The sequence below is a fragment of the Mesorhizobium sp. M0074 genome (assembly GCF_040322975.1).
In the GTDB taxonomy this organism is placed as follows: Bacteria; Pseudomonadota; Alphaproteobacteria; order Rhizobiales; family Rhizobiaceae; genus Mesorhizobium.
In genome coordinates this window covers 84844-97269 of record NZ_JAMYUM010000007.1, presented here as the reverse complement: position 1 = coordinate 97269, position 12426 = coordinate 84844, and the positions used below count along the sequence as shown (strand labels likewise).

The window sequence follows — 12426 nt, the reverse complement described above, 5'->3', positions numbered from 1 at the left end:
CCGCGACACCTGATTTCCGACTGCCGCAGTCTCTCGCCACGCCGTGCCCGCAAGGGTTCTCGATATCGCCGATCTGACGAACTTCCCGACGGGAAGGGCTTTTCGGCATGCCTTCGATACTGCGTATCCGCTGGGCGATCACACCCAAGACCGCACCTCGACCTCACCTCAACTGCAATCGCTGCGGCGGCTTGAAAGCCTATCGCTGCAGCGGCAAATTCCGCGTCAATGCCAATGGCAAGCGCATTGACGCCTGGTTGATCTACCGCTGCATCGACTGCGACAATTCCTGGAATTTCGGCATTCTGGAGCGCTGCAGCCGCCGCGATATCGAACCGGCAATATTGCAGGCGCTCGAAAGCAACGATCCGGTCCTGGCGCGGCGCCATGCCTTCGATGTTGCCGCATTGCGAAGCAGGATCGGGCGCGTCGAGGCGTTTCCTGAAGCCGTCGTTCATAAGCAGGTGCTCGGGGACAGGCTGGAAAATACCAGCGCTCTCGAACTTCAGCTCTGGCTCGAAATGCCGACAACGCTGCGGCTCGACCGGTTGCTCGCCAACGAACTCGGTGTCTCGCGATCGCGGCTACAGGTTTGGGAAGAGAAGCGATTGCTGGTCATTGGTCCGGACGGGGGCAAAGCCTTGCGCAAGCCGGCTCGAACGGGAACGACGATCCGCGTCTATCTCGTCGGCGAGCCCGACCGGGAAGCCATGATCTCGGCTGCCGGCGGATGAAACAACGAGGGAAGGGAGCACACGAGTGCTCCCTTCCCTCGTTGTTGTAGACTACAAGAAAGAAACTTGCGCCGCGCCGACCACTTTCGCCGATTTCCCGAAACGCAATCCTAAGCTGTTTCCAAATCCTTGGCATTTTTCCTTCGCTGAAACGCGCCAAGGAATCGCAAGGGAAGAGTAAGCATCGATAGATTGGGATGTGCCTTGCGCATCATTTTCCATGCGTAACGGTCTGCCTGCCGTTCCTGATCAGGATCCTGTCCAGATTCGACATGCTGCAGCGCGTGGTGTCCTACCTCATGATAGAGCGTTTTCTCGATCATGAATCTCCGAACTACGTTCCCAATCCTGTGCTCGGACGGGCGTCGCCAGACAATCTCGATGACCGATACCGCCTGGAGGTAGGTACCGGCGAATTCGGGCTCGGGAGGTTCCGGGATTATGTAGATTCGCGAAATGCCAACCAGATCGGCTTCAGGTACATTTGCGAGCCAGCGGCCAACGTGCCGAGAGGCTTCAAAGCGACTGTCGAGCTTGCCATGCTCCAGAACAATGATGCCGCCGACCGAAGACCGCCGCCAGTCGTCCATTGTAAAGCGGACGATGCTGCGGAGCGCAGCTCGCATGAGGGGAGTTATCGGTCTTGCGAGCGAAGCCGACATATATCGTCGGGATGCGTCTTCGTTGATATCGTGCAGAGCAGTAGCGAGGCCCGCCACAAGCGTTGTGATTTCGTGATGAGAAACCTTGCCTAGATCGATCCTTGCAAGTTCGTGCTCGATCGCTGGCAATACTGCATTGCCAAATCCAACAAGATTCTTGTGAGCAACGAGCCTTCGCCGCATGTCATCTTGCATAAGGCTCCGGACGAAAGCCAGAACGGCATTTCCCACACCCGGTTCCCCAACTTTACCCACAGCTAAACTACCGTGACAAAGAAGGAGAGAGCGAAAATATCATGGTATTGCGACGACTCCGCTGTAGCCCCTGAAGAGACACTGAGCGGCCGGCGCCACATTCCTTCTGGCGACAAGCCGTGTCCGCTCAGCGGGAAGGAACGCGTGTTTCGCCCCTCCATTCCGCCCAGAATAAAAGCTCTTACGCCGCGCCGACCACTTTCGCCGACTTTTCAAAACGCTTGCGCTCGTTCGGATCGAGATAGAGCTTGCGCAGGCGGATGGTCTTCGGCGTCACTTCGACCAGCTCGTCGTCCTGGATCCAGGCCAGCGCGCGTTCCAGCGTCATGCGGATCGGCGGTGTCAGCTTCACCGCCTCGTCCTTGCCGGCGGCGCGGATGTTGGTCAGCTTCTTGCCCTTGAGCACGTTGACTTCGAGGTCGTTGTCCCTGGAATGGATGCCGATGATCATGCCCTGATAGACCTTGACGCCGGGGTCGATGACCATCGGGCCGCGGTCTTCCAGGTTCCACATGGCGTACGCCACCGATTCACCCTGTTCGTTGGAGATCAGCACGCCGTTGGTACGGCCCGGCAGCTCACCCTTGTAAGGTTCATAGGCATGGAACAGCCGGTTCATCACAGCGGTGCCGCGCGTGTCGGTCAACAGTTCCGACTGGTAGCCGATCAACCCGCGCGTCGGTGCGTGAAAGACGATGCGCTGGCGATTGCCGCCCGAAGGGCGAAGCTCGACCATCTCGGCCTTGCGCTCCGACATCTTCTGCACGACGACGCCGGCATGCTCCTCGTCGACGTCGATGACGACTTCCTCGACCGGTTCCAGTAATTCGCCGCTGTCGCCCTTCTGCATGACAACGCGCGGCCGCGACACGGCGATCTCAAAACCTTCGCGGCGCATCGTCTCGATCAGCACGGCCAGCTGCAATTCGCCGCGGCCGGAGACGAAGAACGAATCCTTATCCGGCGATTCCTCGATCTTCAGCGCGACATTGCCTTCGGCCTCGCGCAGCAGGCGGTCGCGGATGACGCGGCTGGTCACCTTGTCGCCTTCGGTGCCGGCCAGCGGGGAATCATTGACCAGGAACGACATCGTCACGGTCGGCGGATCGATCGGCTGCGCATGCAGCGGTTCCGTCACCGACGGGTCGCAGAAGGTGTCGGCGACGGTGCCCTTCGACAGGCCGGCAATAGCGACGATGTCGCCCGCCTGCGCCTCGTCGATGGGCTGGCGCTCGAGCCCGCGGAAAGCGAGGATCTTCGAAATGCGGCCGGTTTCGACCTGGGTGCCGTCATGGTGCAGCACCTTGACAGCCTGGTTGGATTTCAGCGTGCCGGATTCGATACGGCCGGTGATGATGCGGCCGAGGAACGGATTGGCTTCCAGGATGGTGCCGATCATGCGGAACGGGCCGGGATGAACGGTCGGCGCCGGCACGTGCTTGATGACGAGGTCGAACAGCGGCGCCAGAGCCTGGTCCTTCGGACCTTCGGGGTTTTCCGAGACCCAGCCGTCGCGGCCTGAACCATAAAGGATAGGGAAGTCGAGCTGCTCGTCGGTGGCGTCAAGTGCTGCAAAAAGATCGAACACCTCGTTGACCACTTCGACGTGACGGGCATCGGGCCGGTCGATCTTGTTGATGACGACGATCGGCTTCAGTCCAACCTTGAGCGCCTTGCCGACGACGAATTTGGTCTGCGGCATCGGCCCCTCGGCGGCGTCGACCAGCACGATGGCCGAATCCACCATCGACAGAATGCGCTCGACCTCGCCGCCGAAGTCGGCGTGGCCGGGCGTGTCGACGATGTTGATGCGGGTGTCCTTCCAGTCGACCGAGGTCGCCTTGGCCAGGATGGTGATGCCGCGTTCCTTTTCGAGGTCGTTCGAATCCATGGCGCGCTCGGCGACGCGCTGGTTGTCGCGGAACGAGCCGGACTGTTTCAGAAGCTGGTCGACAAGGGTGGTTTTTCCATGGTCGACGTGCGCGATGATCGCGATATTGCGGATTTTCATGTTTCGGTCTCGGGAGCGTTGCAGGCAGCAGGCCAAAAGGCGCTGCCTCTTTCGGTTGGGCGGCTCATACAGGGTTTTTCGCAATTGCGAAAGAGGAGGCGAGCCACCAAATAAAGTCACCAAATCTTAAATGTCTTGGTGTGAAGTGGAATTATTAACCAAGGCGGAACCTTTCATGGTCCGGACAGTTCGAATTTCATGATCGAGATAGGCATCAAACTCCGGCCGATTTTGGCATGTACCGCGCTCGCCGTCCTCCTCGCGGCCGGCGCGGCGCAGTCGGCGGCGTCGTTCAAGGAGACGCGGTCTGCTTTGCCGTCCGACAAGCCGTCGGCGGAGCAGCTTTTTGCCGATGCTCCCGATGGCGTCGATCCGGTGGTGACCGGGCCGGTCAGCGCCGCCTTCAAGCAGCGGCAGCAAAATGCCGGATGCGACAGCGCCGTCTGGCCCAACATTCCCGTCGTCTGCTATCCCGATTGATATACGTCCTACCCTCGGGCTGGCCCGAGGGTAGTGGCGCCGTCGCTCACGCCGACCGCACCGGATCGAGCGTGACCTTGTAGAGCTCGCTGTCGTCGCGATCCATCAGCCGCACCGTCAACTGCTCGGTGGCGCCATCGATTTCGACGAGCCCGAAGAACTGCAGGCCGGCCGAAGGCGCCAGGTTTTGACCCTGTTCGGCAGTTGGTGCCTTTATGAACTTCAGCTCCGGGCCGAATGTCATATCGAAACCATTAGGCCCGAACGTGCCGGAATGGATCGGACCCGAAACGAATTCCCAAAACGGATTGAAGTCCTGGAACTGTGCCTTGTCCGGATTGTAGTAATGCGCGGCTGTGTAATGCACGTCTGCGGTGAGCCAGACAGTGTTGCTGATACCCGCATTCTTTATATAGCGAAGAAGGTCGGCAATTTCCAGCTCACGCCCTTTGGCCGGGCCATTGTCGCCATTGCTGACCGCCTCGGCCCCTACCTTCTTGGTGCCGTCGTTCCAGACGACGAGGCCGAGCGGCATGTCGGCGGCGATGATTTTCCAGGTTGCGTTGGAATTCGCCAGTTCACGCTTCAACCACTTGATCTGCTGTTCACCGAGGATGCGCGATTGCGGCGTCATCGTCTCCTGCATATCCGGACCGTTGGGGCCGCGGTAGGAACGCATGTCGAGGAAGAACACGTCGAGCAGCGGACCATAGGCGATCTTGCGGTAGACGCGGCCGGGCTCCGACGGCTCGTAACGGATCGTCGTCATTTCGTGGAAGGCGCGCGCCGCACGTGCCGCCAGCACATGGATGGATTTTTCAGTGTAGCGATCGTCGGCGCTCAGGTCCTTCGAGTCCGACCAGTTGTTCAGCACCTCGTGGTCATCCCACTGATAGAAGGTCGGACAGATGGCGCTGAGCGCCAGCACATGCCTGTCCATCATGTTGTATTTCCACTGCGCCCGGTATTCGTCCAGCGTCTCGGCAACCTTGCGCTTCTCATCGATCAGCACTTTGTTTTTCCACTTGCCGCCGTTGGGCAGGTCGACCTCGTCCTTCATCGCACCATCGGCATAGATCGTATCGCCCGAATGCAGGAAGAAGTCGGGCGTGTGCTTGGCAATGGTGGCGTAGGTCTTCATGCCGGTCTCGTCGATGCCCCAGCCTTGGCCGGCGGTGTCGCCCGACCAGGCAAAGCGAATGTCGCGTTTCGAGGCAGGTGCCGTGCGGAAGCGGCCGACGACCGGCTCGGAAACTGCGTTGATGTCGGCAAGATCGGCCGCGACCAGGCGGTAGAAGATGTCCTGGTCGGAGGCGAGATCGGTAAGCAGCCGCTTCACCGTATAATCGCTGGCCGGCGAGCTATCGAGCGACGCCAGGCGGACGGCATTGGTGAAGCTTTCGGTCGGCGACACCTCGAACATGACGCGCGACGGCCGGTTGGTGCGTGTCCAGACCATGCCGCTGGTGGCGTCGACGTCGCCGGACTGGATGCCATGGGTGAAAGCCGGGCGCTGATTGGCGCGCGAGTAATAGGGAAGGGCGAGGCCCGAGGCGCCGACCAGGCCAACGGCGCTGGCCGACGTGACGAAAGCGCGCCGCGTCATCGAAATCTGGTTCATGGCTGTCTCCTGGATGGCATTGAACGTCGCCGCCAAGCTCCAGCTTCAATGTTTCAGGCACATTTCGAAACGATGAAGGTTTGATAACAGTGAACAGGCAGGCGAATCTCCCTCCTTGAGGGGGAGATGTCGCCGAAGGCGACAGAAGGGGGTCGTCTCGCGCGGAGCGCCGGCCTCCTGCATCGGCGATAAGGGGCCGAGCCCAGTCGGACCGACCCCCTCTGGCCGCTTCGCGGCCATCTCCCCCTCAAGGGGGGAGATTAGCACGGCCGATTGCGCCCTACGCCGCCTGCGGTTCCGGATCAAAGGCCGGGCGGCTGGTGTTGATCAGCAGCGAGATGCAGGCGGCGGCTATTGCCGTCATACCGGCGATCAGGAAGGCAAGCTCGTAATTGCCTTGCAGCTCGCGCATGGTGCCGCCGAAGAAGGCCGCTGTCGCGGCGCCAACCTGATGGCCTGCGACGATCCAGCCGAAGACGATCGGCCCGCTGCGGTCGCCGAACGCCTCGTTGGAAAGCCTGAGCGTCGGCGGCACCGTGGCGATCCAGTCCAGTCCGTAAAACACGGCGAAGATGATCAGGCTGGTCGCCGAGAAGCCGGAATAGGGCAAATAGATCAGCGACAGGCCGCGAATACCGTAATAGACGCCGAGCAGCTTGCGCGGGTCGAAACGGTCGGTGAGCCAGCCCGACAGCGTCGTGCCGATAAGATCGAAGATGCCCATCATCGAGAGCAGGCCTGCAGCCTGCACTTCGCCAATGCCCATATCGCCGCAAAAGGCGATCAGGTGAGTGCCGACCAACCCGTTGGTGGTGAAGCCGCAGACGAAGAAAGTGGCGAACAGATACCAGAACACGCGCGTGCCGGCAGCGCGGCGCAGCGTGCTCAGCGTGTGCGAAAGGAAATTGCCTTGCGAGGCTGGCGGCACCGGCGGCACGTCGTCGGCATCGGCGCCATAGCGGACCATGCCGATCGACGCCGGGCGCTCCGGCACCAGCATATAGACCAGCGGCACCAGGCAGGCGGTGGCCACGGCAATGGCGATGGCGACCGGCTTCCAGCCGCCCGACTGGGCGAGCGAGGCGAGCAGCGGCAGGAAGACCAGCAGCCCGGTGGCACTGGACGCCGACATCAGTCCCATCACCAAGCCGCGATTGGTCTTGAACCAGCGGTTGACGATGGTCGCGCCGAGCACGGTGGCGACGGCGCCCGAGCTGACGCCGGAAAACACGCCCCAGGTGAGGAGCAGATGCCACGGTTTGGTCATCAACAGGCTGAGCGCGGTCGATCCCGACATCAACAGCAGCGCGGCAAGCAAGGTGCGGCGCAGCCCGATCCGCTCCATCAGCGCCGCGGCAAACGGCCCGGTCAGGCCATAGAGGAAGATGCCGGTGGCCGCCGCCAGCGACACCACGTCGCGCCGCCAGCCGAAACTGTTCTCCAGCGGCAGCATCATGACTGCCGGCGCCGAACGCAGGCCCGCTGCGATCAGCAGGCAGAGGAAGATGATGGCGACCACGACGAAAGCGTAGCGCTGGCCAAACGGGCGGGATTGAGCTATCATGTTACTGACCGGTACGTTGCGGGAGCGCGAAACATACGTACCGACCGGTAACATTGTCAACCAGCTAACCGGCAGACCAGGCATGAAAAGCATTGAACCAACGATCAAGGCGAATGACGCACCCCCGCCTCGCGCCGCCGAACGGATTCTCCAGGTGGCGCGAGACCTGTTCTACCGGCAAGGCATCAGGGCGATCGGCGTCGACGAGATCGTGCGGCGTGCCGGCGTCACCAAGCCCAGCCTCTACCGCAGCTTTCCGTCCAAGGATGAGCTGGCCGCATCCTACCTCCGGCACTATGACCTCGAATTCTGGGAGCGTTTCGACGAGGCGGTGGATGCCTATCCCGGCGATCCGCGCGCGCAGATCGTCGCTTTCCTGACCCGCGTCGGCAAGCGCACGCAAAAGCCCGACTATCGCGGCTGCGGCATGACCAATGCCGCGGTCGAATATCCCGAACCTGGCCATCCGGCCCGCGTCGTGAGTGAGGCCAACAAGCAGGAATTGCGCCGGCGCTTGCGTGCCATGGCGGCGGCGATGGGCGCCGGCGACGCCGAGACGCTGGGCGACGGGCTGCTGCTGCTGATCGAGGGCGCCTATATTAGCGGCCAGCTGTTCGGTGCCGGCGGACCGGCGCAGTCGGTGGCCCGCAACGCCGATCTTCTGATAGAGGCAAGTTTGAAGAAATAGTGTTCCGTTTTACCAGACCACTGTGCGCAGCCTGACTTCCTCTAGGCTGCTGCTAAATTTGACGGTACGCTGCGCCCCCCAACTGAGTTGTTCCGCCATGCGCGCTCTCTTGATCCCGCTTGCCCTCGCCGGTTTCTGCCAGGCGGCCCGGGCCGGCGACATATCCAGCGTCTATACCGATCTCGATTGGGAGAAGGACTGCGTCACCTATGCCCAAGCGGAAGAAGGCGACGGGGACTGGGCCGATCTCGCCTGTTCGGGCTACCGCGGTTACCCGGTGCTGGTTTCCTACGACGATGCGCGGGAATCGCTGTTCTACGGCTTTCCACCTGGCGATATGACCACGGTCTGGGAAAGCTTTTCCGGCCTCAATTCGGCTGGACCCAAAGTCGAATGGCGGATCGAAACCAACGGCAAAACTGCCATTCCCTTCGCCGTCATTCATCGTCGCTCGATCAGCGATACCGAGGGCGAGAACAAGTCGACGGAAGTGCTGATCGTCGCCAAGGTTGCCCAGCCTGACGCCCACGAAGGCTGCACGATCGGCCTTGTGCTCGCCACCGGCAATCCCGCCGCCAACGATCAGGCGCGCAAGCTTGCCGACGAGAAGGCACGCACCTTCGCCTGCGGCAAGGACAAGCGTGAGGTGCTTGGCGACGCGCCCGCTTTCGGCCGCGTCGACAACTGATTATTTTGCGCCCGACAATTACTTGCGCCTGGCCCGCTCGATTGCCTCGACGATCATCTTCTTGGCATAGGCCGCATCGTACCAGCCTTCGATCTTGACCCATTTGCCGGGTTCGAGATCCTTGTAGTGCTCGAAAAAGTGCTGCACTTGCTGGCGGGTGATGTCGGGCAATTGCGTGTATTCGTGGACGTCCTCGTAACGCAAGGTCAGCTTGGGTGAAGGCACCGCGATCACCTTCTCGTCCTGGCCCGCATTGTCCTCCATCACCAGCACGCCGATCGGCCGCACATTGATGACGCAGCCTGGCACCAGCGCGCGCGTGTTGCAGACTAGCACGTCGATCGGGTCGCCGTCGCCCGACAGCGTATGCGGTACGAAACCGTAATTGCCGGGATAACGCATCGACGTGTGCAGAAAGCGGTCGACGAACAGGGTGCCGGCTTCCTTGTCCATCTCGTACTTGATCGGCTCGCCGCCAATCGGCACCTCGATTATGACGTTGACGTCCTCGGGCGGGTTCTTTCCGCTGGCAATCGCTTCGATACGCATCGCTTTATCCCTCTCTCGATTGGAGATCGATAGCGGGCGACGGCGAATGGTGCAATGCGGCGAATGGTACGGGGAGATCGTCCGAACCGAAAACCGGCCGGATCATGCGCTGGCCGTCATTCCCAGACGAAAGCGACCTTCTTCAGCGCCTTCTGCTCGAATATCTCGACGCCTTCGGCAACATCGCGGCCACCGGCGCCGGCATAGAAGGCAAGTGCGTTCTGATTGTCTTCCAGCGCCCAGACCACCATGCCTTTCAGGCCATGGTCGGCCAGCCGTGCCCGCGCGGCCGAGAACAGCCGGCTGCCGAGCCCGATGCCTTGATATTCCGGCCGCAGGTAAAGTTCGTAGATCTCGCCCTGCTGCCTGAGTTCGCGGGCGCGGTTCTTGCCGATCGTCGCATAGCCGGCAATTTTGCCGCCGATTTCGACGACCAGGACGGTGGCAGCGCGGCGAATGGCATTCGCCCACCAGTCGGCGCCGCGGCGGTTGATCATCGATGTCAGCGTGCGGTGCGGGATGATGCCCGAATAGGCGCCGCGCCAGGCCTCGAGATGCACGTCGGCGATGGCGGCTGCATCGCGCGGTTCGGCTTTCCTGATGTCGATGCTCAGCGTATTCATGATTGGTTAACCATAAACCCGCTGCGCCCGATTGCAAGAGTCCGGTCAACCGCCGCGATGCTTTCACACAGCCGGACGGTGCGTCCTTGAGACGCTGCGAAACCGCCTTTGGCGAGATCAAATCTCGACCAGATGGTCGTCCAGTTCGTTGCTGTCGCCGGTCGAGACCGGAAAATGCTCGGCCAGTACCGCACCGACTGCTTGGATCGCCTTGACGAACCCCTCGGCAAGCCGATCGTCGCCGGCATGCGCCGTAAGGTCGCGGACGACACCGTCCCAGACATGCTGGCCGACACAAGAATCGATCCCGCTGTCGGCGACCACCTCGGCGTAGCGCTCGGCAATCGAGACGAACACCAGCACGCCAGTGCGCGCCGTGGTGCGGTGGACGTTGCGGGCGAGGAACTGCTTCATCGCATTGGCGTGGGCGGCCTGGTAGCGCAGCCGCCTCGGCACCAAATGGATGCGCAATGCCGGCAATGCCCACAACAGGATGAGCACACTGGCAAGCGCCAGAAGCTCGGCGATGACGAAATGCGGCAAGCGGATCGACAGCCACCAGGCTTCCAGCCCATAACCGACGGCGAGGCTGACGACGAGCATGCCGAGCATCGCCATGAAAGCGGCCGGAAAGAAATAGCCGTCGCTGGCATGCGCCACGACGCAGTAGATCTCGCCGTCGGTCTTTGATTCGGCAGCGCGGATCGCATCGGCGATGCGCTCATGATCCTCGGGGCTGATCGGTCGTGTTGCCATGATTGATGTCTCACCAGCTTCCTGAAGAACCGCCGCCGCCGGACGAACCGCCGCCGCCTGAAAACCCGCCGCCGGAACTTCCGGACGACCAACTGCTGCCGGAACTTCCAGACGACCAGCCACTGCCGGACGAGGTCCCCGACGTCCAGCCACCGCCACCGGAGGATGACGAAGCTGGCCCACGGCCGTAGCGAAACGTCATGCCCAGCCACTTGTACACGCCCGGCGACAGTTTCGTGCCGAAGATCGGCGGCAGGAACGCCATTGCCAAGCCGCCGAAGAACATCGTCGCCCACAGGACAATGAACAGCATGAAGATGGGATCGACAGGATTGTCATTCGCCGGATTGCGCTTGCCGCGCGCCTCCAGTTCTTCGGGATTGCCTTCCAGCACCATGATCATGTCGTCGACGGCCTTGCTGATGCCGCCGGAGAAATCGCCGGCACGGAAGGCCGGCACCATGTCGTTTTCGATGATCAGCTTGGTGTGCAGGTCGGTCAGCGTGCCTTCCAGCCCATAGCCGACCTCGATGCGCATCTTGCGGTCGTTCGGCGCCACCAGAAGCAGGACGCCGTTGTTCTCCTTCGCCTGGCCGAGTTTCCAGGCGCGGAACAGCCGGTTGGCGTAAGGCTCGATCTCCTCGCCGTCGAGGCTGGGGATGGTCGCGACGACGATCTGGTCGGACCCTTTCGTCTCGAACTCGGCAAGCTTCTGCGTCAGCGCCGCCTCGGTCGCGGCATCGATGATGCCGGCATTGTCGACGACCCGTCCGGTCAGCGCCGGCAGTGCGGCGGCGAAGGCCGCGAAGCCGACCAGCAGCACCGCCATGGCGAACAGCGCGGTGCCGATCATTTTGATGAAACGGCCGGATTCCACCGGGCTGATGGCGTGTCTTGTCATCTCGTCACCAACTTCCCGAGGAGCCGCCGCCGCCGGACGAACCGCCGCCGCCGGAAAACCCGCCACCGCTTGAACCCGACGACCATCCCCCGCCGGAACCTCCCGACCAGCCGCCGGACGACCGCCGGTTTGGCTCGAAGGTCATGCCCAGCCAGCGATAGCGGCCGGGACCGATCTTCTGGCCGAAGATCGGCGGCAGGATGGAGGCTGCGAGGCCGCCGAAAAAGATGATTGCCCAGATGGCTATGAAGATCGTGAAGAACAGATCGTCGCTGTTGAACGGCGGCTGCTGGTTGCGTTCGCCGCGCGCCTCCAGTTCTTCGGGATTGCCTTCCAGCACCATGATCATGTCGTCGACGGCCTTGCTGATGCCGCCTGAGAAATCGCCGGCACGGAAGGCCGGCACCATGTCGTTTTCGATAATCAGCTTGGTGTGCAGGTCGGTCAGCGTGCCTTCCAGCCCATAGCCGACCTCGATGCGCATCTTGCGGTCGTTCGGCGCCACCAGAAGCAGGACGCCGTTGTTCTCCTTCGCCTGGCCCAGTTTCCAGGCGCGGAACAGCCGGTTGGCGTAAGGCTCGATCTCCTCGCCGTCGAGGCTGGGGATGGTCGCGACGACGATCTGGTCGGAGCCTTTGGTCTCGAACGCGGCAAGCTTCTGCGTCAGCGCCGCCTCGGTCGCGGCATCGATGATGCCTGCATTGTCGACGACCCGTCCGGTGAGGGTTGGCAGGTCGGCGGCGAAGGCGATGAGAGGGAGGAGGAGAAGGCTTTGGAAGACGAGCAGGAAGGCCAGGCTGGCGTTCTGTCGCGCCCCCCTCTGTCCTGCCGGACATCTCCCCCTCAAGGGGGGAGATCGGCTGTCACGGCTGTTTTCGCCAATCTCCAACGTTG

The 12426-nt window shown here is 62.1% G+C and carries 13 protein-coding genes; 4 read left to right on the top strand and 9 right to left on the bottom strand.

Features of this window, described 5'->3' with window-relative positions; translation table 11 throughout:
• Nucleotides 1–107: 107 nt before the first annotated feature.
• Nucleotides 108–734 carry a DUF1062 domain-containing protein gene (locus NKJ73_RS11845; protein ID WP_352569502.1) on the top strand — a complete coding sequence of 209 codons (627 nt, stop codon included), beginning with the start codon at nucleotides 108–110 and terminating at the stop codon, nucleotides 732–734.
• Between the two features lie 110 nt (nucleotides 735–844).
• Here NKJ73_RS11845 and NKJ73_RS11840 read toward each other — a convergent pair whose 3' ends face one another.
• Nucleotides 845–1591: a M48 family metalloprotease gene (locus NKJ73_RS11840; protein ID WP_023678129.1), complete on the bottom strand. Its 747-nt coding sequence runs from the start codon at nucleotides 1589–1591 to the stop codon at nucleotides 845–847.
• A gap of 241 nt (nucleotides 1592–1832) precedes the next feature.
• Complete coding sequence (gene typA / locus NKJ73_RS11835; protein WP_023678130.1) at nucleotides 1833–3662, bottom strand: translational GTPase TypA; 1830 nt, start codon at nucleotides 3660–3662, stop codon at nucleotides 1833–1835.
• Between the two features lie 198 nt (nucleotides 3663–3860).
• On the opposite strand from typA, the gene NKJ73_RS11830 reads away from it, so the two are divergent.
• Complete coding sequence (locus NKJ73_RS11830; RefSeq protein ID WP_352451242.1) at nucleotides 3861–4142, top strand: hypothetical protein; 282 nt, start codon at nucleotides 3861–3863, stop codon at nucleotides 4140–4142.
• 46 nt (nucleotides 4143–4188) lie between these two features.
• Here NKJ73_RS11830 and NKJ73_RS11825 read toward each other — a convergent pair whose 3' ends face one another.
• Nucleotides 4189–5763, bottom strand: coding sequence for an alkaline phosphatase D family protein (locus tag NKJ73_RS11825; protein WP_352569500.1), 1575 nt, complete (start codon nucleotides 5761–5763; stop codon nucleotides 4189–4191).
• Nucleotides 5764–6043: 280 nt separating this feature from the next.
• Nucleotides 6044–7327: an MFS transporter gene (locus NKJ73_RS11820; RefSeq protein WP_352569499.1), complete on the bottom strand. Its 1284-nt coding sequence runs from the start codon at nucleotides 7325–7327 to the stop codon at nucleotides 6044–6046.
• Between the two features lie 82 nt (nucleotides 7328–7409).
• On the opposite strand from NKJ73_RS11820, the gene NKJ73_RS11815 reads away from it, so the two are divergent.
• A complete protein-coding gene (locus tag NKJ73_RS11815) occupies nucleotides 7410–8015 on the top strand; it encodes a TetR/AcrR family transcriptional regulator (RefSeq protein ID WP_352569498.1) in 606 nt (201 codons plus the stop codon).
• 97 nt (nucleotides 8016–8112) lie between these two features.
• A complete protein-coding gene (locus NKJ73_RS11810; protein ID WP_352569497.1) occupies nucleotides 8113–8703 on the top strand; it encodes a hypothetical protein in 591 nt (196 codons plus the stop codon).
• Nucleotides 8704–8721: 18 nt separating this feature from the next.
• Here the strand turns inward: NKJ73_RS11810 and ppa are convergent, their stop codons facing one another.
• The 5 genes from ppa to NKJ73_RS11785 all read right to left on the bottom strand — a co-directional run bounded on the left by ppa (nucleotide 8722) and on the right by NKJ73_RS11785 (nucleotide 12379).
• A complete protein-coding gene (gene ppa / locus NKJ73_RS11805) occupies nucleotides 8722–9252 on the bottom strand; it encodes an inorganic diphosphatase (protein ID WP_352451245.1) in 531 nt (176 codons plus the stop codon).
• Between the two features lie 116 nt (nucleotides 9253–9368).
• On the bottom strand, nucleotides 9369–9875 hold the full coding sequence (locus NKJ73_RS11800) for a GNAT family N-acetyltransferase (RefSeq protein ID WP_023678138.1): 507 nt from the start codon (nucleotides 9873–9875) through the stop codon (nucleotides 9369–9371).
• 117 nt (nucleotides 9876–9992) lie between these two features.
• Nucleotides 9993–10631, bottom strand: a complete 639-nt coding sequence (locus NKJ73_RS11795; protein ID WP_352569496.1) for a TPM domain-containing protein — start codon at nucleotides 10629–10631, stop codon at nucleotides 9993–9995.
• Between the two features lie 10 nt (nucleotides 10632–10641).
• Nucleotides 10642–11484, bottom strand: coding sequence for a TPM domain-containing protein (locus NKJ73_RS11790; RefSeq protein ID WP_352569621.1), 843 nt, complete (start codon nucleotides 11482–11484; stop codon nucleotides 10642–10644).
• Nucleotides 11485–11536: 52 nt separating this feature from the next.
• Nucleotides 11537–12379: a TPM domain-containing protein gene (locus NKJ73_RS11785; RefSeq protein WP_352569495.1), complete on the bottom strand. Its 843-nt coding sequence runs from the start codon at nucleotides 12377–12379 to the stop codon at nucleotides 11537–11539.
• Between the last annotated feature and the right edge of the window lie 47 nt (nucleotides 12380–12426).

Coding starts and splice junctions, on each gene's coding strand:
- NKJ73_RS11845 (WP_352569502.1), top strand. CDS start 108: ATGCCTTCGATACTGCGTATCCGCTGGGCGATCACACCCAAGACCGCA.
- NKJ73_RS11795 (WP_352569496.1), bottom strand. CDS start 10,631: ATGGCAACACGACCGATCAGCCCCGAGGATCATGAGCGCATCGCCGAT.
- NKJ73_RS11825 (WP_352569500.1), bottom strand. CDS start 5,763: ATGAACCAGATTTCGATGACGCGGCGCGCTTTCGTCACGTCGGCCAGC.
- NKJ73_RS11820 (WP_352569499.1), bottom strand. CDS start 7,327: ATGATAGCTCAATCCCGCCCGTTTGGCCAGCGCTACGCTTTCGTCGTG.
- ppa (WP_352451245.1), bottom strand. CDS start 9,252: ATGCGTATCGAAGCGATTGCCAGCGGAAAGAACCCGCCCGAGGACGTC.
- typA (WP_023678130.1), bottom strand. CDS start 3,662: ATGAAAATCCGCAATATCGCGATCATCGCGCACGTCGACCATGGAAAA.
- NKJ73_RS11810 (WP_352569497.1), top strand. CDS start 8,113: ATGCGCGCTCTCTTGATCCCGCTTGCCCTCGCCGGTTTCTGCCAGGCG.
- NKJ73_RS11815 (WP_352569498.1), top strand. CDS start 7,410: ATGAAAAGCATTGAACCAACGATCAAGGCGAATGACGCACCCCCGCCT.
- NKJ73_RS11790 (WP_352569621.1), bottom strand. CDS start 11,484: ATGATCGGCACCGCGCTGTTCGCCATGGCGGTGCTGCTGGTCGGCTTC.
- NKJ73_RS11800 (WP_023678138.1), bottom strand. CDS start 9,875: ATGAATACGCTGAGCATCGACATCAGGAAAGCCGAACCGCGCGATGCA.
- NKJ73_RS11830 (WP_352451242.1), top strand. CDS start 3,861: ATGATCGAGATAGGCATCAAACTCCGGCCGATTTTGGCATGTACCGCG.
- NKJ73_RS11840 (WP_023678129.1), bottom strand. CDS start 1,591: ATGCAAGATGACATGCGGCGAAGGCTCGTTGCTCACAAGAATCTTGTT.